This window comes from Sphingobacterium bovisgrunnientis (assembly GCF_009829085.1).
Taxonomy (GTDB): Bacteria; Bacteroidota; Bacteroidia; order Sphingobacteriales; family Sphingobacteriaceae; genus Sphingobacterium; species Sphingobacterium bovisgrunnientis.
On sequence record NZ_WUQY01000007.1, the window covers coordinates 1 to 23,219 of the forward strand.

22 protein-coding genes are annotated in these 23,219 nt (G+C 36.7%); 10 read left to right on the forward strand and 12 right to left on the reverse strand.

The features are described 5' to 3' along the window. Positions 1–172 precede the first annotated feature (172 nt). Positions 173–571 carry a hypothetical protein gene (locus GOQ16_RS05105; RefSeq protein ID WP_160068319.1) on the reverse strand — a complete coding sequence of 133 codons (399 nt, stop codon included), beginning with the start codon at positions 569–571 and terminating at the stop codon, positions 173–175. Positions 572–760: 189 nt separating this feature from the next. Here GOQ16_RS05105 and GOQ16_RS05110 point away from each other — a divergent pair, with 189 nt between their 5' ends. The 3 genes from GOQ16_RS05110 (at position 761) to GOQ16_RS05120 (ending at position 1,786) form a co-directional block, all read left to right on the forward strand. Then, positions 761–1,273 (forward strand): CinA family protein, encoded by a 513-nt coding sequence (locus GOQ16_RS05110; protein WP_160068320.1) that lies wholly within the window; start codon positions 761–763, stop codon positions 1,271–1,273. Positions 1,274–1,290: 17 nt separating this feature from the next. Beyond that, on the forward strand, positions 1,291–1,512 hold the full coding sequence (locus tag GOQ16_RS05115; RefSeq protein ID WP_160068321.1) for a hypothetical protein: 222 nt from the start codon (positions 1,291–1,293) through the stop codon (positions 1,510–1,512). Positions 1,513–1,582: 70 nt separating this feature from the next. Next, positions 1,583–1,786, forward strand: coding sequence for a hypothetical protein (locus GOQ16_RS05120; RefSeq protein ID WP_160068322.1), 204 nt, complete (start codon positions 1,583–1,585; stop codon positions 1,784–1,786). Between the two features lie 36 nt (positions 1,787–1,822). Here GOQ16_RS05120 and GOQ16_RS05125 read toward each other — a convergent pair whose 3' ends face one another. Continuing rightward, a complete protein-coding gene (locus GOQ16_RS05125; RefSeq protein WP_149915722.1) occupies positions 1,823–2,335 on the reverse strand; it encodes an RNA polymerase sigma factor in 513 nt (170 codons plus the stop codon). A gap of 281 nt (positions 2,336–2,616) precedes the next feature. Here GOQ16_RS05125 and GOQ16_RS05130 point away from each other — a divergent pair, with 281 nt between their 5' ends. Further along, complete coding sequence (locus GOQ16_RS05130) at positions 2,617–3,120, forward strand: hypothetical protein (RefSeq protein ID WP_160068323.1); 504 nt, start codon at positions 2,617–2,619, stop codon at positions 3,118–3,120. Between the two features lie 119 nt (positions 3,121–3,239). On the opposite strand, the gene GOQ16_RS05135 is transcribed toward GOQ16_RS05130, so the two are convergent. After that, complete coding sequence (locus GOQ16_RS05135) at positions 3,240–5,396, reverse strand: ATP-binding protein (RefSeq protein ID WP_160068324.1); 2,157 nt, start codon at positions 5,394–5,396, stop codon at positions 3,240–3,242. 479 nt (positions 5,397–5,875) lie between these two features. Between GOQ16_RS05135 and GOQ16_RS05140 the strand changes: the two genes are divergently transcribed. Beyond that, the gene (locus GOQ16_RS05140) at positions 5,876–6,532 is read left to right on the forward strand and encodes a response regulator transcription factor (RefSeq protein WP_160068325.1); all 657 of its coding nucleotides are present in this window, start codon (positions 5,876–5,878) and stop codon (positions 6,530–6,532) included. Between the two features lie 71 nt (positions 6,533–6,603). On the opposite strand, the gene GOQ16_RS05145 is transcribed toward GOQ16_RS05140, so the two are convergent. Further along, the gene (locus tag GOQ16_RS05145) at positions 6,604–6,834 is read right to left on the reverse strand and encodes a hypothetical protein (protein WP_149915726.1); all 231 of its coding nucleotides are present in this window, start codon (positions 6,832–6,834) and stop codon (positions 6,604–6,606) included. Between the two features lie 221 nt (positions 6,835–7,055). On the opposite strand from GOQ16_RS05145, the gene GOQ16_RS05150 reads away from it, so the two are divergent. After that, entirely contained in the window at positions 7,056–7,265 is a 210-nt protein-coding gene (locus tag GOQ16_RS05150; RefSeq protein ID WP_160068326.1) for a hypothetical protein, read from the forward strand. 235 nt (positions 7,266–7,500) lie between these two features. Next, positions 7,501–8,460, forward strand: a complete 960-nt coding sequence (locus GOQ16_RS05155) for a manganese catalase family protein (protein ID WP_160068327.1) — start codon at positions 7,501–7,503, stop codon at positions 8,458–8,460. A 176-nt stretch (positions 8,461–8,636) separates the two neighbouring features. Here GOQ16_RS05155 and GOQ16_RS05160 read toward each other — a convergent pair whose 3' ends face one another. Continuing rightward, positions 8,637–9,227, reverse strand: coding sequence for a hypothetical protein (locus GOQ16_RS05160; protein ID WP_160068328.1), 591 nt, complete (start codon positions 9,225–9,227; stop codon positions 8,637–8,639). A gap of 212 nt (positions 9,228–9,439) precedes the next feature. On the opposite strand from GOQ16_RS05160, the gene GOQ16_RS05165 reads away from it, so the two are divergent. The 3 genes from GOQ16_RS05165 to GOQ16_RS05175 are packed head-to-tail and all read left to right on the forward strand — an operon-like array spanning position 9,440 to position 11,348. Next, positions 9,440–10,579, forward strand: coding sequence for a zinc-dependent alcohol dehydrogenase (locus GOQ16_RS05165; RefSeq protein WP_160068329.1), 1,140 nt, complete (start codon positions 9,440–9,442; stop codon positions 10,577–10,579). A gap of 19 nt (positions 10,580–10,598) precedes the next feature. Then, the gene (locus tag GOQ16_RS05170) at positions 10,599–11,078 is read left to right on the forward strand and encodes a hypothetical protein (RefSeq protein WP_160068330.1); all 480 of its coding nucleotides are present in this window, start codon (positions 10,599–10,601) and stop codon (positions 11,076–11,078) included. Positions 11,079–11,084: 6 nt separating this feature from the next. Next, positions 11,085–11,348, forward strand: coding sequence for a hypothetical protein (locus GOQ16_RS05175; protein ID WP_149915731.1), 264 nt, complete (start codon positions 11,085–11,087; stop codon positions 11,346–11,348). 702 nt (positions 11,349–12,050) lie between these two features. Here the strand turns inward: GOQ16_RS05175 and GOQ16_RS05180 are convergent. The 7 genes from GOQ16_RS05180 to GOQ16_RS05210 form a co-directional block, all read right to left on the reverse strand. Beyond that, positions 12,051–13,136, reverse strand: a complete 1,086-nt coding sequence (locus GOQ16_RS05180) for a hypothetical protein (protein WP_160068331.1) — start codon at positions 13,134–13,136, stop codon at positions 12,051–12,053. A gap of 9 nt (positions 13,137–13,145) precedes the next feature. Further along, a complete protein-coding gene (locus GOQ16_RS05185) occupies positions 13,146–14,288 on the reverse strand; it encodes a glycosyltransferase family 4 protein (RefSeq protein ID WP_160068332.1) in 1,143 nt (380 codons plus the stop codon). 92 nt (positions 14,289–14,380) lie between these two features. Further along, a complete protein-coding gene (locus GOQ16_RS05190; protein ID WP_160068333.1) occupies positions 14,381–15,109 on the reverse strand; it encodes an SDR family oxidoreductase in 729 nt (242 codons plus the stop codon). A 6-nt stretch (positions 15,110–15,115) separates the two neighbouring features. Further along, on the reverse strand, positions 15,116–17,299 hold the full coding sequence (locus GOQ16_RS05195) for a hypothetical protein (RefSeq protein WP_160068334.1): 2,184 nt from the start codon (positions 17,297–17,299) through the stop codon (positions 15,116–15,118). A gap of 174 nt (positions 17,300–17,473) precedes the next feature. Then, on the reverse strand, positions 17,474–19,303 hold the full coding sequence (locus tag GOQ16_RS05200) for a glycoside hydrolase family 15 protein (RefSeq protein ID WP_160068335.1): 1,830 nt from the start codon (positions 19,301–19,303) through the stop codon (positions 17,474–17,476). A 24-nt stretch (positions 19,304–19,327) separates the two neighbouring features. Next, on the reverse strand, positions 19,328–21,529 hold the full coding sequence (locus tag GOQ16_RS05205) for a bifunctional alpha,alpha-trehalose-phosphate synthase (UDP-forming)/trehalose-phosphatase (protein WP_160068336.1): 2,202 nt from the start codon (positions 21,527–21,529) through the stop codon (positions 19,328–19,330). Positions 21,530–21,654: 125 nt separating this feature from the next. Beyond that, positions 21,655–23,175, reverse strand: a complete 1,521-nt coding sequence (locus GOQ16_RS05210) for an FAD-dependent oxidoreductase (RefSeq protein ID WP_160068337.1) — start codon at positions 23,173–23,175, stop codon at positions 21,655–21,657. Positions 23,176–23,219 lie beyond the last annotated feature (44 nt).

Here is a 23,219-nt window from a genome sequence, read left to right on the forward strand (position 1 = left end):
AACCGCCGTATGCCGAACGGCACGTACGGTGGTGTGAGGGGTCAGGTAATCAAATAATGATTACCTTCCTACTCTATGTTTAAATGCGTGTAGAAAATAATAGCGCAGTCACTCGAAAAAGTGCTGCGCTAACTATATAGATTTGACTAATTGTGGATTGTTAAATGTTTTGTTAGAGGATTTGATCATCTTCAATATCCTCATCAATCATATCGTCTTCCTCTTCAGATGGATCGATGTCTAAATCATCAATTTCTTCATCAGGCTCTATTTCATCTAGGTCGGGTACAGGTTCTTCCATTGGGATATCATCAAGATTTTCGTCACCTTGTCTTTCTTCGAATTCTTCCGGATCAGGCATATTTTCTTCTTCGCCTGCAGGCATTGTCTCGTCTAAAGTTTGACCTGGTTTAATTAAGTTTTCTTCGTCTTGCAATGTTTCGTTTACATCAGAATCGTCACTATCTATTGTTCCAGGTGTGTTTCCTATAGTACCTGGATTATTACTTTCCATCATAATGCAAACCATTGGACCTAGTCCTTGCGTTGCTGATATTGTTTGTGCTTTCATAGTAAATAAGATGTTAATGTACTCTAAGAACCAATGAATGAGTTGATTAGTTTTAAGAAATAATACGTTAAATGGGGTGTAATAAACACGTGTTACTGGAGAATTATGGCGTATTAAAACTTAAAATCTAAAGTATATTCAACTATTAGGGGTTTCAAACGTTAATTCTTAAGAAGCATAAAAGATAATATGAGCAGAAACATAATAGATGAACGCAGTTTATTTCGTTTGGGAAGTTGGCTTTCGGATAATAAGTTGAAGCTAGTATGCGCTGAAAGTATGACTACAGGTTTTTTGAGTAGTACTTTCGGTTTAGAGGTTTGTAGCGGAGATTATTATCTAGGTTCAGTCGTTTGTTATGATAACAAAATGAAAGAAAGATTGTTAGGTGTCTTACCTTCATTGATAGAAACGCATACAGCAGAATCACAAGAGGTAACTTTAGCGATGTTGCGCGGTCTGCAGAATCTGGTGCCATATTCGGATGTATACCTCAGCATAACAGGACTTGCGTTTGACAGTTCAAATCCCAAGCAAAACCGTCCAATAGGACGTGTTTATTATGCTTTTAGCTATAAAGGAAATCAACATGTTGTCGAGAAGCAATTCAAAGGAAATGCAGGACAGATTATCATTGCTACCTGTAATAGTATTTTTTCTGATTTGTATTCTTGGCTACAATCACTGCATACGAATTCATAAACTTTAAAATTAACGATATGAAAAATTTAAGCATTTTATCAATTTTCTTATTGTCCTTATTAATGAGTTGCGGGCAATCAACTAATGAATCACAAGAGAATGACGAAAATTCGCCAGGACCAGTAACTGAGGCGGATAAACAGCGGTATAATTTAAATTCCAATGATGAACTCATATACGGCACGGTGGATACTTTAAATCAAGATTCCCTTCGTCTAGACAGTTTAAAGAAACCCTAGTTAACATCTAGGTGGCATAAATTCTGAAGCGAAGAACAAATAAATTTTTACACATCATAAATCACATAATATGGCTACGATACATGAAGATAAACCACTGGGTAGGGATATGCATAAAAAGAAAAAAGAAATCTTAACAAAAGATGGTCACAAAGAAATTGATCGCGATATTAAATTGGATGGTGATGCCGAAGCTGGTGTGGACCCTCAAGTCGAGCAGCTGAATGACATGCCCAATGATCCAACTGATATGCCCAAAGAAAAGAATGAATAAATACAAAAATGGTGTTCAACAGGAACACCATTTTTACTAACTCGCGTATTTTACTTTTAACCTTTTTTGAAGTGTTTTACGAATGATATGTATTCGTGATTTGATTGTGCCTTCGGGAATACCGTACATTTCAGAAAGCTCTCTGTATTTATAACCATCGATATAATTATTAAACATTTCGCCGTGTGCAACTGGTAGTTCTGCGATAATTTTAGAAATGTCCCCCAACATCATTCTCTTATCTGAACTATCCTCTGTATAAGGCTCTGAGGATAAACTGTGGTTGTAATAATACATACTGATGTCATCATAGTTTTGCTGATAACTCAGACGTTTGTATTGGTTTATATAAATATTGCGCATGATTACAAAAAGCCATGATACGACGCGTGGATTGTCAAAAAATTGATCCATGTATTTCAAGGCACGAATAAACGTCTCTTGTACTAGATCATTAATAGCTTCTTGATCTTTTGTGAATTTCTTTGCTAAGCCTTTTAGGATGCGCTGATACTCTAGTAGTTGGGTGTTAAACGCTTTGTCTTTCATAGATGTATGTTTTTAATAGTTGCTGCAACAGTACTTACAAAAACAGTGCATATATTTCTGATTTGGTGCCATTCAGGTATTTACTAAATGATAAAAAGTAGATACTTCCTCTATACGGAGATTTAGCGCAATTCAATATGGGTTTACTGCGTACTTATACGCGCTTAAACCTGGTGTAAAGTGTAAAGCTTTTGTTTTTTTACTGCTTTTGCTAAAATGTAGGTTATCGCCTACAACATTAACTATTCTAAGATGTTATTCTAGTATAAAATCTGACAGGTATGAGATTGATTATTTATTTATTAGGAAGTTTGTTTTTGATATCGTGCTCGAGTGCCCCTAAGAAAAATCTGAAGGAATCAATAGCACTGGAGGAAATAATTTACCAACGAACAGAGGGATTACTTTTATTAGAGAAAATCCTACATAGCTCGCATTGCGAAAATACCAATATGATTTGTGAGAAAATCAAACTTTTCTATGCGGAAAGTCAGCCTGAATTGCTTGGATTGTGTACGAATAAAGAGCTTAATTTGACAATGGCTACTTATGAAGAGATCAATGAGGATGTAGAAGTACTTTTTCAAGATAGTACTACATATGCTGATTATTTGGCCGATAAATTATTGACCAATTTGCATAATCAAAAGAAATTCTACCTACAAATACTGGAAGATCGCGAACTTGCTTCTTTACATATGTATACACTTGATTCTTATTTGCAAATGATGTGTTTTGTGGACGATATGAAATATATGCTTGATGAAACATATGCTGTTCAATAATAGCTAAAATCTAAATCGACCGCTAATAGAATTCGAATAAATTTATCCAAATATTATTACGTTTAGGGTTAAATTGATAGCCAACGGTGTCTTAATTTCTTTAAGACGCCGTTAGTATATTATGATGTTTCTGAAGTATCCAAAATAACTTTAGGGAAATCCATTACCATAGGAAATTTCATTATTACGGTAGTTCCTACATCCACCACAGAGCTTACTTGAATTTCACCCTCGAGTCTTTCGATAATACGTTTCACCAGAGACAAACCAATACCACTTCCTTTGTAGTTGTCGGTATTCATAGCGCGACCAAACATTTCAAATATATGACTCAGATCTTCTTCTGGAATTCCAATACCATTGTCTCTGACTTCATAACAGACGTAATTATCTACTATGCTGCTCGAGACATGTATTTTGGGTTTGTCCAATTGTTGGCTGTATTTTATAGCATTACTAAGTACATTAGTGAATATCTGATATACCGCACTTTTCTCACCCCATACAGGAAGGAGCTTACCAAATGTTACCTCACATTTATCATCTTCATAAGCCAGCTCCGTTTCTTCCACTATTTTACGAAGCATGTATTGTAGCGGTATAGTATCTTTAGTTATTTTATTGATTTTATCCTTAGAAAGATTGACGATGTTATCAATGATATCCTGAATATTTTGTAAACCCATAGTGATGGTACTAAACCATTTCTCTTTTTGGTTTTCGTTGATGTTCCCATTTTTTGATTTAAGAAAATCAATACCCATCTTCAATACAGATAAAGGATTTTTTAAATCGTGAGATAGGGTATAGGTAAACATTTCCAACTCATTGTTGAGTTGTGAAAGAGTCTTGGCTAAATCTTTATTTTCGATGAGCTTTTGCATCATCGAATGATTAAGCGTGTTTTTTAATCCATCTAAGAGATTCAGTTCTTCGTCATTCCAAGGAATGGCCGTTTCGTAAATGGTCTCTTCATAGACATCAAAAGTATAGGGGCTTTTTTCACTTATCGTCATCTTTGTTTCTGTTGAAATTGTTTCATTTCGAAACCAAATGATGTAATAATCCTTGTTGATGTCTACGTTGTAAGCAAGTAAGCCCGCAAATGGCAATGATTTCTTAAAATTATCTTTATGGTTTTTCTTAAAGTTATGATCAATAAATACTGTTAAATCACTGTTTTGCTGCAAGTAATTGATGATTTCAAAACAGGTTTCGGTAGTGGGTGTCTCGCCTTTGAGGAAAAGATCTCCTTCATTGTAGATAGCGATCCCATCCGCCCTTAGCATCCAGCGTAAGTTATCCATACTTTCTACCAATGCACAGTTTATAGTTTTATGAAAAGACAATCGCTTGATCAATGAATCCTGAAATTGTTGAACTTGCATATTTATGTCAATCAAACCTTGTTGAATGAACATTTCGTACTTACTCATTGCATTTTGCACAATAAAGGTGCATATCTTTCTGGTCTGTAAGTCTACATGCTTTTCCTTAATGTTTTGTGCTACGACCATTCCCCAAAATTTCCCTTTTAGGTAAAGTGGAAAAAAGAGTGCTGTTTTTATGCCTATGAATTGATAATATTCAGCTGTGAGGTCAGGAACGCATATCAGTTGGGTTGATTTTAAATCTATATTTTGATCAATGGTATAGAAATTCTGGGGTTGCTCATGGACATTAGCCAAGAATCGATACGGTGAATGCTTGAAATGTTCAATTAGCACCTCGGGAAGAAAATCCTTCGAAAAGTATTTGTTTTCAAGAGGCTCTGAGGATATATGACTGTTTTCAGCTATAATACTACAATTGCCAGTTTCTAGGACTTGTAGAACGAATACTCTGTCAAATTGAATTATCTTGTTTATAGCTTTACATACAAGCTTCCAGTTTTTGTGATGGTTGCTGTCAAATAAAAAACCTATTTCATTAAGATCACTTGTCGAAATATGTTTTTTGACCTGACGTTCTGCTTCAATATAAATGTGGTTATCTTGCTTGCTTATTTTTAAGTAGTACGGCTTGCTATTTATCTTACAGGTGATTACTGATCGCGGAGAATTACCTTCAAAATAGGATTCTATGACGCTCTTCACCTTATTAAAAGAGCTTAAGCTGGAAAATATTTTTTTAAAAAGATCTTCTGCAGAAGTGTTTAAAATATTTTGTGGTAAAATATCAAATTCAGAAAATAAATTTTGAGAGATGCCCGTAATCTTTAGGTTAAGATCTAAAACAATTAAATGCCCGAATTTCTGAATTCTTATAGTGTCCAAAGCTGTGTATTAGGTGATGCAATACATAAAGATATTATAATTCAATACATCTACGAAATCTCAATGGAAATTAACTTAGGGTGAAATTTTACTTCTTAAGTATAAAAATATAGGCTTTGTAGTCTTTTAGTGTTCGAAGAGGTAATTTATTGTTTTTGTAATTATTTTATTAAGAACTTTTGTTGTTTATGTTAAAATATTATTTTTTTCACTGTGTTAAGTTACTCAAAAATACCGTATTAGTACCTGGGATTGTATATTTATACCATTTTTTGAAATTTAAATTTTACTTGTAGTTAATAGTTGCCCTTTATTGTGTTGTTAGAGAGTTGTTTATTTAGCAAGAGGTACATTTTCAAACTTTGGGTAGTATAAATTCCCTGAAAAAGTTTGTTCCTCACGTAAAACAGAGAATTTGGCAAAATTTTTGTTGTTAAATTGTCATCTATGAAAAACAAGCCTAATTAATAATTCTTTGTATGATTAAAGTTATTTTAGTGGAGGATCATTTGGTAGTAAGAAATGGTATTAAACTATTATTGGATTCTTCGGGGGAAATAGAAATTATAAGTGAGGCGCGAGATGGGAGTGAACTTATGTCTTTACTCAGCGATGGTTTACAACCTGATGTCATACTATCTGATATCAACATGCCATTGATGGATGGGCTTGAGGTCACAACATATTTGTCCGAAAAGTATCCAAATATTAAGGTAATATTATTATCAATGCTGAATACCGTTGACCAAGTTATTGATGCATTCGGACGTGGCGCTAAAGGTTACTTAGTGAAAAACGTGGGCTACAACGAATTGATATTCGCAGTGAAACATGTGGCAAGCGGGGGACGATATGTGTGTGAAGAATTGACTATGTTGATGTTAAATATTCTTTCTTCATCTTCTTCATCGGTAATACTGAAAAAAGAAGTTGATATGGAACTTGACCTTTCAGAACGAGAAATAGAAGTCCTACAATTGATCAGTGAAGGCTATACAAATATGGAAATAGCGGATAAACTATTCTTAAGCAAAAGAACTGTAGAAGGACATCGGCAAAGTCTAATCACCAAAGTAAAAGTCAAAAATTCAGCAGAACTTATAAAGTTTGCTGTACAACATCATATGGTCAACTAACTATTTAAAGAAATCGCCATCACATTAATTGTTGATGGCGATATTCATTTAGTTACCTTTAATAAATCGAATTAATCGTGTCCTTCAGTTTTCACGATTTTATTATAAATGCCGAATAACAAAAATGGCGCTACCCATTGGCCAATAAATAGTGCATCCTTATCTCTACATAAGCATTTCAATGTAGCTGATGCGACCATTGCTGTTACGGCTACGGCCAGATACGTTGTAGAAGGAAGCTTTGAAGTCTGTTGTTCAATTTGTTTGGTCGTCTGACCTTCGTTTGGAGTTGTTAGTGCCATAATATTAATGTTTATGTGTGAAAAATAATATTGTTTACTAACTAACAGCCCTCAATTTATTGTGTTCAAGATATTTATAAAACAAGTATAAATGCAACAACACCGTAAAAATCCCCATTCACCCGATTGAATTACGTTATTTTTTGTTAACTCAACGTTTTGATTATCTGTATGTTCAGTTGTAAGAAAAGAATTATTTAGTAAACACTAAAACACAACGTATGAAAAATCTATTTTTAATTATCGTCACCACATTGTTCCTAAGTGGAATAGTGGCCTGTTCAAATTCTAATAATAACAATACAGAAGAAGATGGTCATGCTTTTGATTCGACCAATACGATGTATGATGATGGACAGAGTATCCACGATACAATCGGAAGAGATACATTATCTACAGATTCGCTTATACCACCGACCCCAATGAATTAATCTAAATACAACAGCATAATAATATTTTTTCAGTTAGTTATAGGAAAGAATATTTTACTTACAGAAAGAGAAAGAAGCCTACTTTGATAAGTAGGTTTTTTTTGTTTCATACTACAGGGTTAATACGCATTAAATTACTGCAAACACTTGTATTTCAGAAATTGACAACGATGCTGTAAAGCAAATGTTCGAGTAGTACAAAGCATAAATTATTCACACTAAAAAATCAATGCTTATGTTCTACCATGTAAAAAATCTTATTCATCCTATAGTGGATGATCAGCCGGATCCATCAGCAGCCAATGCACTACAAGAAGGATTGGGTGGACAATTTGGAGAAATGCGTACCATGATGCAGTTTCTTTTTCAAAGCTTCAATTTCCGTGGAAATGGTATTCCATATCTTGATTTAATTCAAGGTATCGGACTAGAGGAAATCAGCCACGTAGAATTAGTAACCAAAACCATTTCCAAATTATTGGATGGAGCGCCAGGTTATTATGGTGACAAGTTTGACACGCCAAGTGCAGGAGGTGTTCCATCGATGGAGATGGCTAAAGAGCAACAAAACCCACATCATTTCATTATGGGTGCACAAGGCGCGTTGCCTGTTGATGCCGCTGGAAACCCGTGGAGTGGCTCTTATGTACACAATCACGGGAACTTGGTACTTGATCTTATGGACAATCTAGTGCTAGAAGCTACTGGTCGTCTTCAAAAATCCCGTATCTATCAAATGTCCAGCAATAAAACTTTGCGATCCACTATTTCTTTCTTAATAGTGCGTGATGAAGCACATCAAATGGCTTTTGCTAAAGCGCTAGAAACACTGGGTGTCAATTGGGCTAAAGTGTTGCCTGTACCCAAATTTGATGCTTCACAATTCCCTGAAGTACGTAAACTAATGGATCAAGGCATACATCGTGAGCAATACACATTCCGTTTAGATGGGTCGATGATGGACCAAATATTCCAAGGTTCATCTCCGTCTAATGATGGGACTGAACTGGTGACGATGGCTGAACCGCGGGAGTCCTTCCCTAATCCAATAGCACCGGAACGACCAGAAGAATTTGCGCCAGGCTTAGATCCTGAATTGCAAAAATTAGCGGATGCCTTTGAAGAGTTTAAGGAAAAAACCTTGAAGGATATGGAAGATAAAGCTGGTCCAAATCCACGAAACCCAGAAGGATAATAAAATGTGTCTGTGTTTTTATAGTTCCAATAGTTCATAGGGAACAACAAGCCCCTGATGCTATTCAGGGGCTTCATTTATGTATTGGATCATTAAACTTGTTGTAAATAAATATAGTCGGATTGAGTGGCATACGTATAAACAATTGCTATTCTATAATCCGTAAGCTTAATATTTTACTTTGCTAAACCATCAATCAATGCTTTCCATTGGGGGTAAGAAGCCCCAAGTTTCGCGCCTAAGCCCACCAAGAAATTACGTATGTTATCTAGTACATTTTCTGTTTCTGTATTTATGACTTCATTTCTACCCGCATAATGTAAGCTTACGCTATTTCCTTCTTGCTTGATCACAATATTGGAAGATGTATATTTCTTGAAAAAATGTGCTGCATCATCCCCCAGTGTGCTGGGGTCAGGACTTGGTTGTAGGGAGAGAAATGTTTTCCTTTTGTTTTGATGATCGTATTGATCAAGCGAGGTCACTTTTACATAATCATATCCACCAGCCGAGGGACTGCCAGGCCCAGGGATATCAATTCGTATAAAGTCATTTTTCTTTACCCTACGCATTTGTACTTCTTTTTTCTCATTAACTATAACAAATTCTGCAGATAATCCCACAGCGATTTTTTGCCAAGCATTTACATCAATAAGTTTTTTGACGATTTCTCTATAGCGATTATAGGCCATTGTTTCATTCGGCAAAGTTAATTCTCTCGAATAATCTAAGGATTTACCTACTACCTGTTCTGGAATCTTGCTCATATGCTTAAGTATTTAGTTTACAATGAATAAATAGCTAACACTTCCTGTGGATAATCGTTGAAATGAAATAGGATAACAGGTAATAATTACCTAATCGTATAAATACGGATAACATACTTAATTAATACGCCTTTTGTAAAACGTGTCAACATGTAAGGGTATCGGCTGGTTCAATCGGTAATCATACACACTAGTAATTAAAAACTCTGCCTATGAAAGCAATGAACTATAGAGGGCCTTTTCGCATTCGAGTCGATGAGAAACCAATGCCCGAAATTTTACACCCGAGAGATGCAATTGTACAGGTGACAAGAGCTTGTATATGTGGATCAGACTTACACTTATACCACGGTATGGTTCCAGATACACGTGTGGGAAGTACATTTGGACATGAGTTCATAGGTATTGTGCGTGAACTCGGTAGTGGCGTGACTAACTTAAAAGTTGGTGACAAAGTATTGGTGCCATTCAATATAGCATGTGGTGAATGTGTTTTTTGTGTGCAAGGCTTATTTGCCAACTGCCATGAATCCAATACGATGGCTACAGCAGCAGGTGGTATATTTGGTTATTCGCATATTGCAGGCGGCTATGATGGCGGACAAGCGGAGTTTGTGCGTGTCCCCTATGCAGATGTAGGTCCCACCGTTATTCCAGAGGGTATGGACGAGGAAGACGCACTTCTATTGACCGATGTACTCCCGACGGGTTATCAAGCAGCAGAAATGGGTGGAATACAAAAGGGAGATACTGTAGTTGTATTCGGTGCAGGGCCAATAGGTATTATGGCTGCTAAATGTGCATGGCTTTTCGGCGCTGAACGTGTAATTGTTATTGACCATTTGGAATATAGGCTTGATTTTGTAAAGAAATACGCCAATTGCGAAGTTTATAATTTTAGATCCATTGAAGATCCTGTTTTATTTATCAAGCATATTACGAATTGGCTGGGTGCCGATGTATGTATCGATGCCGTAGGTTCGGATGCATGCGGAAATGCCATGCAAACTATTACAGGTAAGAAACTACTGTTGCAAGCAGGAGCTGCTACAGCATTACATTGGGCAGTGAATTCCGTTAAAAAGGGTGGAATCGTTTCTATTGTGGGTGTTTATGGTCCTACAGACAATTTGGTTCCAATCGGCAATGTGGTGAATAAAGGGATTACAATTCGTGCCAATCAGACATCTGTCAAACGCTTATTACCTCGTTTAATTGAGCATGTACAATCAGGCGTATTGAGCCCAAAAGATATAATTACACATCGCTTTTCACTGGAAGAAATTTCAGATGCGTACCGAATATTTTCTTCAAAATTAGATGAATGTATTAAGCCTGTAATCATTGTATAACTCTTAAAACTTAAAGACTATGAATGTAGTAACAACAGATACCCCTATAAAAGATAGTTGGGCTATAGACGAGAATGTAGAAAATGACCCAACTTATCCGATGCGCAACCGCAAGAATACGAAAGTACCTTCTCGGCCTGAACAGCAAATAGCACGTGTCGAGATATTACAATCCATTGAGCGTCCACACTACAGTGCGGTCTTCGGCGAGACTGTGCCTCCATCAGGGCTGAGCGGTCAGCTACGTAGGTATGCTTTTCAACATAGCGAATCGCGGTACCGTCATTGGTTGCCACTTCTATTGGCTGATCGGATCAATGTAGTAGAAGAGTTGGTGAAAGATGTAAAGAATGGACATATACCCAATCTTTTCGTCGAGATGGGAGGACGAGCATTGTGGAAATATGATAAGGCTACTTTGTTTAAAAAGACAGCATTTTATGCCCTAGGTACACTCGCTGCCGTTTGGGCAGTAAGACGAATTTTTAGTAATAAATAGCAGCATATGGCAGTAATGTATTTAGATACCATACACAGATTTAAGATTATAAAAAGTACTAAGGGAAAGTTTGATCTTACATTCAATGAAGTAGTGTATCAGGAATGCGAAGATCAGGATGAGGTCTTGTATTTGTTAAAATCAATTCAGCGCGAATATGAGAATAATCCCTGTTATGAATTATTGCATGGAATGAAAGATCGTCTATCTGTGTGTTTTCGTAATACCTACAATGATGAAGATGTATGCTTTTATTCTTCAGATGAATAGTTTTTTCTACCTATAATCACATCTATATCTACAACTAGAAGATTAGGCTTTTATTAGTCTAATCTTTTTGTTTATATGTAATATTCGTTACCGAAATATCGGAAGATTCTCTTACTTATGTCACGATTAATTAATGTAAGATTGAATTCAGTAATATGTTTAAAATAATAGATTGAGTAGTTTCTTTACACTATAATTAGGTATTGAATCCCAATTAATACGATAAAGAATGAATCAGGAATAGCTTTACAATTTTCCCATTGGACCAATAGATTGCTGACTAAACATATATGATACTTTATACCTTATGGGGTTTCCTTCGGTACTTGTTTGGAAAAAAGTCCCTTTTTCCGAAGGACACCCGAATAAGACCCAAACAAAATATGTGAAAGTGTTCAATTTCGGTCAAATTCTTGTATCCGATTTTTACGGCTCTACTTATGATTTTAATAAATCGAAGTATTGATGTAGTCTTTGATATTATAAAATTTAATGTCACTTTAGAAAGTTATTACTAAATTATGAAGTTTAAAGTGATACATTTTCTAATGGAGAAGATTTATAGTATTATAATTGATCTATATAAGGAAAATACAATGACATATATTTAAATTAAATAAAAAAAGGCGTTAAAAAACCAAGTTTTATCGCCTTTATATATAAAGAGAGAATGAGTCTTTTTATTATTCGTATTCCTGATTTTTAATAGATCTCGTAATGAATATAAGTATGCGCTAACCAATAACTAATGGTGCTTTCAGCTCCTTGATTTTGATTCACTGCATCCTTATCTATACCATCGCGACAACCTTTAGTGGTGGCATCAAAGATTACTGCATTCAATCTGTTATTACCATAAAACCAATTGAAGCAATCTTTGGCTTTACCATAAAATTTTGGAGCATTGTTTATTTCTGCTAGTTTATGGTACATCAGTATTAGGGATGGTATCTCGATAGGTTGTTCCCCGACACAAGATTTTGAACCGTTCTTTTTATACCAACCTGCATTACCAATCAACTCTAATTTATCATTTTTGAATATAATTTCATCTAAGAAAGCAGCGCTATCCAGACTATACATGAGGTACTTCTCTTCAAACAATATGCCTTTTGTAAGCATCAAGCTGTATGGGATTATGGCATTATCATAACTAATAATTTCCTCATACCATAGCCATTCGTCCGTAGCTGATTTCTCGTATTCATTACTGATGAAATCCGCTAAGAGGTAAATCTCTTGGATTAAATCCTTTTTGTATTGTTTGGAGTGAAACATATAAACCAATCCACACAACGCGTAAGCGGCAGCTCGTATAGATTTTATGTCGGAGATGTGCGTGTATGCCTTGTCTATTATTTCCTTTAACAATTGTTGTACATGCTTACGATCGTCATTATACATAAGGCTACCTAGAGCCCATATTGTGCGTCCAAAAGCATCTTGAGTGCCATATTTATCTAAGAATTGATGATCAAATGCTAAGAAATTCCCAAACTGGCCATTGTCACGTTGCATATAATGAATAAAGGCTAGATAGGTATCAATCAATTTGTCGCAAGAATGTGGATACACACGATTAGAAAGTCCTGCTAGCATTAGCGCACGCGAATTGTCATCTAAACAATAGCCGTGATTATAATCGGGCGTAGCAAATTTGGCGTGTTGTGCGATACCTACTGGATTAGTCAGGCGTCGGATATGCGCTAAGTCTATCTGTGTATCGTGCGCATAAAATGGAATTTCTTGATAGTGCTGAAATGTACGTTGATGCGAAGTTAATATCATAAGAATAGATTAAGCACGTTTGAATAATTTTCTACTATTGGTATATGTTGTTGCAATCAATTTGGAATAACGGTTTCCTACATTTGGCCACTGCATTTTTTCACCATGCTCACGTGCATTAGTTCTGTATTTTGCTAGCGTCAATGGATTTTGTACCAGTTCATTGATAATTTTAGCAAGTTGCTTGGCATCGCAGAAGTCAAATAATAATCCTCTTTCCTCTGCCAAAAGATCTTTCGCATACAGGTAGGGGGTAGAAATAACTGCTGCTCCTGCACCCAATGCAAAGGAGAGTGTACCACTGCTGATTTGATTTTCATTTGGGTAAGGTGTGACATACATATCACAGGCTGTTAAATATTCGGCTAGCTGCTCATTGGTTGCAAATTCATTGATGAATTGCACTTTATCCGAGATGCCTAATTCCTGGCATCGCTTTATGAGCTGATTTCTATAGGCTTCACCTTCTTCTTTGATTACATTAGGATGGGTGATACCGAGGATGAGATATTTAAAGTCTTTATCCTCAACATCCTTAACCGCTTCAATAGCTGTCTCAAAGCCTTTGCCACGCCCCAAGAAACCAAAACTTAATAATACTTTCTTACCAGTCAAACCAAGCTTTTCTTTAGCGGAATCGTGTTTGTAATCGAAAACTGGTACACCATGAGGAATCATTTCAATCTTACGAAATGGGATCTTGTAAATCGAATGCAACATATTCACCGCCCAATTGGTCATCACTGTAACCATACTACTTATTTGCCCAATTTCTTGTAAGACGATTCGCTCTTTTTCAGAAGGTTTTGGTAGTATAGTATGAAAATTAGTAATGATGGGAATATGTAATAATTTGCACAAAGTCAGAATATAATCGCCACTTTCTCCACCAAAAATACCATACTCGTGCTGTATAATACACACGTCATAGCTGCTATTGATAAAATTGGCAGCTTGAACATAACTTTTTAATTTATCCTTCTCAATGCTATATACGACCTCTTCGGGGAAGCTGACGGCATCACAATTCGTAATAGCTGCAATGTGTACGGTGTCTGTTTTGGCTATTTTAAGGCTTTTGTATAAGTCATGCGCGAATGTGGCAATGCCACACTTCTGAGGTGTATACGTCGATAGTATGATCGTTTTCATAGTGGTGTTGACAAAATATATTAGTGCAATAGTTCTAATACCTTAACAACAAATAAATTGACAAATAGTTGTAGGTTATAATTACTAAAATATTAAATAATTTGTTTTAGCGGTTTTACTTTAATCTCGCAAAGGTCTACACGCTTTGGTTGCTGTAAGACGAAGAGTACTACATTGGCTATGTCTTCTGTTGTCAACATTGTCTTTTCTGCTTGTTTTTGTCGTTCTTCGTCCGGTGTAGTGGATTGCATATCCGAGCCTACCAGGCCTGGTTCAATTAAAGTCACACGGATATTAGATGGATTAAGCTCTTTGCGTAATGCTTCAGAGAAACCACGTATTGCGGATTTAGTCGCTACATAGCCAGAGCTTTCTGCATCTTTCGTGGTCGCACTCATTGAACCTATTTGAATCATTTCGCCTTCGATACCTTTTTGTTTCATTTTTTCGCCAACAAATCCGGAGAGCCACATGTACGAAAGTAAGTTGGTATTCAATAGATAATGTAAGTCTTGAATGGATTTTCCTTCTACAGCGTCATAACCAATAGCTGCGTTATTTACCAATACATCAAAAGAACCATATTCAGCATCCCAATCTTTTATTTGTTGTTCGAATGCTGTAAGATTTGTCACATCCGTAAGTGAGAAGTGGAAGCGATGCGTTAATCCTAATACCGCGATATCTTTTTTGAGATCTTCCAACTTTTCTTCGCTTCTGCCGATAAGAAATATAGTGTAGTCATGTTGAGCTAGTAATAACGCTATGGCTCTTCCAATCCCAGCTGTTCCGCCTGTTAATAATACTTTTTTAGTTTCCATAATGATTTATTTACGTATGAATTTTAGTGTGTCGTCTGCTTTAATCTGATGGTACTCTTTGTTGGGTTGTTTTTTCCTATTTATTTCTACTTGTATCGAATTTGTTTTAATCCATAAAATGCCTTCTTGACTTGTAGCGCCCAGTATTTGTATTTGCTTTTGTTTATTCCCGTTCTGTATCAAGGGAAGCGAAGAAACGACATAGGTATCCTCATCTAGTTTAACAACGTGATGAATACAAAGGTTGAGAAAAAGTGCGGCTCCATATACTTCTTGTCCGACTTGCCCCATTGCTTCCCATCCATCCCCCAGGTCTTCAATTGGAATATTAATAGTAGGATTTACATAGCCCGTCTTGGCTTTGTCCGCGAATATGTCTGTGGGAAGAAATGGTGGGAAATAATAAGGAAGTCGGTGTAATGCGTACTGTATGTATTCGCTCATGAAAAATCGTAGGTATGGCGAAATGGATATTTTCTTTTGATGTATAAGGTGAACTATTCGGTTGAATATCGCTACTGTCTCGTGTTCTTCGAATGGTGCGGTATACAGTGTTTTTCGTAAAGGAAATAGTGCAAAAAAAGTTTCCCTTTCTTTGGCATTGCCATACTTCATATCCCAAATCGCACAATTGCGTATAATATTACCCAGAAATACTTCAGCTATTTCCAAATACTTTTTGTTGGATGTCATGACATATAATTCCAATAAAGCTTCTGCGGTATAAGCTGCATTATTGGATTGGTATAATGAATCTAAATCTACAGATTTGAGTTGATTGGCTGCACGTTTGGCTTCGGTTAAATACACATCCTTGTTGTATAGTTTATAGCTCTTGAGCATGATCTGAATGTATAGCCCAGCGGTATCCACTTCTCCAAATACGTCGTGATTTCCTTCGTCCTTTAATACTTCTAAGGTGTAGATGTTGAAGAAAATTGGCCAATCGTAATCAAAGGCTTTGGCTGCTCTTCGGATATACAATAGAGACTTTTGAAATTGTTCTTCGAGTATATTATCCTTAAAACCTTGTTCAAATAAGAAAGCTAACTGTAGCAACGGATAGAGTAAGTACCAACTGTCCATGATAAAAGACCGTTTTTGCTCCTCATCAAAATCGAGTAAATAAGAATCGGCAGGTAGCCAACGGTGGATAACACCTAACTCTTCGTCGTAAAAGCGAGCTATATTTATTGTAAACTCTCGGATGATTTGCTCAGAGAGCGGAGTGCCGAATTGCTGATGGTATTCAAACAGTGGTCTTAACACAGCCATTTGCACCATACTTTCGGGCGGAGTCTCATAGCTATTAACATAAGCATTGAGATAGGCTGCATCTTGCACTTGTTTCCAACAGCCTTTATGTTCGGAAAGATCCTGCAGTGTTTTAGTCGCATTCTCTAGTATATCTACGACCTTCTTTTTAGGTTTCTGTAGACTAGGATAGATGTGATAGAGTAGACGAATATAAAGATTGGATGCGTGCCGTGCATTTTGCGGTTTTTGATTAGAGTAACTTACAAAAGTTTGTTGGATGCAATAGCTTTCCCCTGGAGGTAATGGCAATTTCGCACGTGGGAATTTAAAACCAAGCTGAGGCCATTCTATCTTTACGGTGTCCAAATAAGATACTTGTGTGTATTCCGCTATTTGTTGGACTGCTCCTAGGTCTTGAAGATAGAGTAGACAACCTGAAGTTTTCTTTCCGAAATCAACAAAGCAATGCCCACTTCGTCCTTCTATTTGTTCGATGTGTTGTGTAGGAGTTTTGGGTAAATCATAATCATTTGTTAATAATAATACTTCACGATCTTCTTGCTGATGAATATGTTGCTTTTTACAGTCAAGATAAGTGCTTGTATTTAGTATTATGGATTCTTCCTGAGATAGATCGACGGATAATATTATATTAATAGTACCTACTACGACAGGAAACACTAATTCAACCTTTTTATCTGATTTAGAATTAAAATGTATTGATTTTATATCGTTAGGTAATGCGCCTTGATAAAGACGTTGGATTAGAATATGTTTGTTTGGGAGATGTACTTTTAAAAGCAATTCATTGTTGCAATACAAGAGTTGCAAGAAATAGTCAGTATAAGGTTGGTTAAGTAATTCTACATAATTGCTGCTTTTTAAATCTTCACATAACTGTATTGTATTCAGCGTCATATAGTTTTTATCCATAGGTAAATTTAGCTTGTTATCATATCTTCATTCCTTATAAGTATGAACAAGTTATACTATAGATAGTTTATGAATATGTTCGAGAATCGTTTAGGGTATTTATAATAAATACAAAAGCCTTAATATGCATTATAGCACATTAAGGCAGATTGTGTAAGTGAAATATTAAAAAGATTAATTTTGTTCGGAGATAAAATTATTCATTTCGGCATTTTCGAAAAATGTAGGTTTATCCAATTTAATAGCGATGCGGTAAGCAGCATTCATTAGTCCTACATGACTGTAAGCTTGGGGGAAATTACCCCATTGACTGCCGTCTTCTTCGTTGATGTCTTCACTGAATAACATCAAATGATTACCGAAGGACAACAATTGCTTAAAAACAGATTGTGCTTCTTCTACGCGGCCAACACAAGCTAAAGCTTCCACATACCAAAAGGCGCAAACTAAAAAAGTAGACTTTGGTTTTCCAAAATCATCTTTATGCAGGTAGCGATAAAATAGACCGTGATTACCTTTGAGTTCGTCTTCTAAGACGGCTAAATGCTTCTTCGCTTTATCCGAGTTAGGATCTAAATAACCCATCATAATCAACTGCAAAGTCGAAGCATCCAGATTAGAAGAGTCTGTTGAATTTGTATATACTCCACGCTCTTCATCATAACAAGCCTCAATATATGTCGCTGCTTTTTCTTGCAAAACTAAAGCACGTTGTTCTATTTCTTTAAAGCCGTTTTGACGCGCTATTTTTAAAGCTGCGGTTGCGCCAGCCCATTGAAACAAATTCGAGTAACAATGTCTTTGTTGGAAGTTCCGAAATTCCCATATACCTGCATCGGTTTCATCTATTGTGTTTTCAATTTTGGTAAGAATAAAATTTGTCCATTCTTCTGCTACCAATTTATTTTGGTATTTGAATCGTTGATCCGTAAAGAGCGGTAATAACGCAATCAGTGCTTGACCGTATACGTCATTCTGCACATGTTCGTAGGCCTGGTTACCAATACGAATAGGGGTGTTTCCCAGATAACCCGCTAAATGATCTAAGTGAAATTCCTCTAACTTAGTTTTACCCAGAATGCCGTACAAAGGTTGTAATCGTCCTGTATCTGTCTGTGTGATGTTAGCAATGTAGGAAGCGTATTTTTCCATTTCTTCAAAATGACCAACATGACTCAGTGCTGTCAAAACATAAAAACTATCACGTAACCAACAAAAGCGATAATCCCAATTACGTCCCGACCCCGGAAACTCAGGAAGGCTGGTAGTGCTGGCTGCAATAATAGCTCCTGTATCTTCAAATTGATGTAGTTTCAGCGCCAGAGCAGAACGAACAACCTGCTTTTGATAGAAGGATGGGATAGAAGCATTCTTCACCCATTTCTGCCAATAAACAATAGTACGACGTAAGAAGTCCTCGCAGGTACGCTCAATCGGTGCCTCAAAAGGACTCCCAAACGTCAAAATCATATGTATGGGGCGATCTAAGACATGAGGTATATCATCAAAAAAATGATTGATAGGCATATCTGTCGCTAGACGTAGTTTTATATCTCCTTGTTCGAATTGGATGTGATTGCTTCCTCTGTTTACATGGAATGTTGTTTTTCCATATTGATAGACTGGTTCACAGCGCACACGAATACGGGGTCTTCCTTTTAATGGTTCCACCTTACGGATCAGTGTTAGTGGTTTAAAATAACGCTCATACTGTTCGAAGCGTGGCGCAAAGTCCGTAATTCTGTAGGATCCTTCTTTAGTGGTAATTTCTGTACAGAGGATATTGGTATTTTCGATGTAATATTGTTTGGATTCGTAATCCTCATCTACAGGTTTTATATCAAATTTTCCTCCTTTATCTTCGTCTAACAAACCTCCGAATACAAAGGAGTCTTGAAAAGTAGGCCAACACAACCAACTTATATTTGTGTCTTTGTTTACATGTGCAATAAATGCACAATTTCCAATTATTCCACTGTTATAAATGTGTTTTGTATCTAACATGCTAATTTTTTAGGTGAAGAAATATTAAACAGATTGATAAGTAGGTTGCGCGAACTTTTTAATGAGTTTTAATACTTCTTCTTGTGTTTCAATATAATATCGAGCGGCAGACTTGCGACTACCAACCTTGACAGTGATGGAATCAGCAGGTAGCTCTAGGAACATATCCTCATCCGTAGCGTCATCGCCAATGGCGAATATAAAGTCAGGTTTGAAATCATTAACGATTTCCATCGCTGCTCTACCTTTGTTGAGTTCACTATTTTTAACTTCAATTACTTTGTTACCCATTAACAATTGCAGACCGTGATGTGGTAACAAATAGCGTAAATGATCTACAAGCTCCTGTGCCCTTAGGTTACCCAGTCCGCTTTGTACTTTACGGTAGTGCCAAGCTAACGAATAGTTCTTTTCTTCGACTACAGAGCCCGCCGTCATGTTTGTGAATTTGGTCATCACGTGTTTGATTGGGTATTTCCAACGTGTGGAAATGTGGGTTTTGGTATGCCAAACAAACTCGGGATAATTACTCCAAGCTCCATGTTCTGCTACTAAATAGTACTGTTTATCTGCGAACCAATCCGATAAAGTGTCATGTGGTCTACCACTGATGATCACAATTTGATTATGGGGATTGGACTGCAAATCTTCCAATACTTCGTATAAATCATTTGTCGGTGTAGCTTCGCTTGCATTATTGTTGAAGCCAATCAATGTGCCGTCGTAATCTAAGAAGAATAGACACTTTTTACTTTCGCTATATTTTGACAAGAAATTCTGTAAAATCTCAGGGTTAATTCTTCTCGCACGTTCTTCCTGTTGAATAGATTTAATTTCTTTTAATCTTTTGAAGAATAAGCGAACCCAGTGTCTAATATTGAATTTCTTTACAATTTCTAGACTGTCATCCAAACGCTTCCGTTGTTCCTCTTCGGGCATATTTATCGCTGTACGAAGGGCTTCACAAATTTGTTGTGTTGAGTGCGGGTTAACTAGAATGGGGCCGATAAGCTCTTTGCTTGCGCCAGCCATTTCACTCAATATTAAGACCCCATTGTTGACTTCCTTGCTGGCAATAAACTCCTTACATACTAAGTTCATGCCATCGCGAAGCGAAGTCACCAAACAAATATCCGATGCAACATACAGCGCGGACAACTCTTTAAAATCGTAAGAATTATAAAAATAGCTGATAGGTGTCCATTCGTTATTGCCGTAAACAGCATTAATTTGCCCCACCATGCGGTTAATTTCATCATGAAGCTCTTTGTACTTTGGTACGGTATCGCGTGACGGCACTACCAGCATATACAAGATTACTTCATTCTGAAATTCGGGATATGTCTTGAGCAGCGCTTCAAATGCACGTAAGCGCTCAATAATTCCTTTGCTATAGTCCAAGCGGTCAATGCTTAGAATAAATTTTCTATTATTGTAATATGTACGTATTTCTTGAGCTCGTTCTTGAATCTCTGGCGATTGCGCCATATTGTTGAATTTATCGTAGTCAATCCCCATCGGAAATACTTCGACGTACACACTTCTTCCGCCACTACGTAAACAATTGTTTTGAATGGGTATTCCCAAGATATGTGTACAAGCATTCAAGAAATGCTGTGTATCATTGTACGTGTGGAATGCGATTAGATCTGCACCCAATAAGCCTTTCAAGAGTTCATCACGCCAAGGAATTCCACGGAATAACTCATCTGGTGGAAAAGGGATATGTTGAAAATAGCCAATAGAAATACGACTATTATATGCTCTTATCAATTTAGGCAAAAGCATTAATTGATAATCGTGTACCCACACCTCATCCAGATCTGCTATATCTTGTTCCATTACGATAGTAGCAAATTTTTTATTCACAGACTCGTAGGTGTTCCAATACCATTCATCGTACACTGCGTAGGAGGGATGGTAATGAAATATTGGCCAAAGGACTTCATTGGAGAAGCCTTCATAGTAGCCTTCTAACTCGCATTCTGTTAAGAAAACAGGAATTAAGTTGAGGGATTTTAATTTTTCGGTAACATCAATTTTCTCAAGTTCGTTTTCAGGTACAAAACCCGGCCAGCCTATCCATATATTTCCATCTTCTTTGTAAATAGAGCCGAGACCTGTAGCCAGACCACCCTCACTTGGAATAACAAGAAGCTCCCCATTGCTTCTTTCAATTCGTACGGGTAATCTGTTTGAAACGATTATAGTTCTTTTTTTGTGCATAGTAAATTTGAAAACAGTATAAATGAAATGTATAGGTAGCGAATATATACCGTCTATATAACTAACAGTTTATAACGCTTGTAGTTTTAATTAATTTGAATCCGTGCTTTCAGTATATGTCATGATTACTGTGTTTTTTCGTTAACACGCTCTAAGCCAGTAGTTGTAGGGCCAGTCAATATTTTTCCATTAATATTGAATCTAGAACCGTGGCAAGGACAGTCCCAAGATAATTCCGCATTATTCCAGCGGACTTCGCACTGTGCATGCGGACATGTGCTCTTCAAGATGTGTAGTTCACCGTCTTTTTCTGCAAACACGGCATAAGAATTACCTTCGTATTTAACTACTTTAGCTTCTCCTTCTTTTATTTCTGCTAAGGAGTGTATTCGTTCCATACTTACTTTATCACCAATAAAGTCTTTGACTACTGTTGCATTTTCTTTTACAAAAGAGGTGAAGCCTGCTGTAGGTTTGAATCGCTTAGGATTGAATAATTTTGCATATGAATTTTCGCCTCCGATAATCAAATCTGTTATAATAGCTGATGCTAATGTTCCGAATGTCATACCATTTCCACGAAATCCTGTTGCTACAAACATTCTACCATCACTAGAGGGTAATACCCCAATCGATGGAAGGCCATCTGCAGGTTCGAAGTATTGACTTGACCAAGCATATTCTACCGTATCCACCTCAAAATGTGTTCTGCAATAGTTTTCTAATTTCGCAAAGCAAGAACCAGTATCGTCAGAATGTCCAGTTTTGTGGTCTTCACCGCCTGCAATAATTAATTGTTTGCCATCAATTTCGTGTGTGCGGTAATAATGGTATGGATCGTGCAAATCATAACCAAGCGTGGTAGGGTAGTTGTCATTCTTTAAAGTAAATGCAATTGCATAACTCCGGTACGGCGCTGTCGTAAAATGCAAAATGCTAATTCCTGGTGGTGTATGTGTTGCGTATATACCGTGCTTCGCTTGAATTTCGCCTAGGGAGGTTTTGAAGGTAACACCTTCGCTATCTTCTTCGTGAGATTCTACTAAGCAATTTTCTACAATCATTCCACCTGCTTTAATATAGGCTTCCGCTAAGGCTTTCACATATTTTATGGGATGGAATTGTGCTTGTTTGGGAATATGTACGGCTTTTTTGAAAGGTATTGGATAGTCGATTTCATCAATATATGTCATTTCGTAACCGACTTGTTTCGCACCATCCACGATATCATCTAATTGTTGGACTTGATCATCATCAATAGCAAAAAGCTGTGCATTCTTATACTCAAAATCACAATCAATTTCGTGACGTGCTACATTGGCTTGAAATATATGGATGGCTTCTTTACCCGCTTGCACTAGAAGTTTGGAGTTCTCTAATCCAAACTTACTAATAGTTTCTTTGAAAGTAGTGTCGAAAAAATCATTCAAATGAGCTGTAGTACCGCCAGTCGTTCCAAACCCAATATTATTAGCTTCCAGAAGAATACATCTTAAGCCAGAAAGCTGTAGGCGATAAGCAGTAGAAACTCCTGTAATTCCACCACCAATAATAGCCACATCAAACATTTGATCATGTGTGGGCAAATTTTCGAGCCTCTTAGTCTCTGCTTGCCACATGCTTTTGCGAGCTCCGTCTCTGAACATATCCTATATATTATTGTTATACAATTACGATGATTTGTACCCAA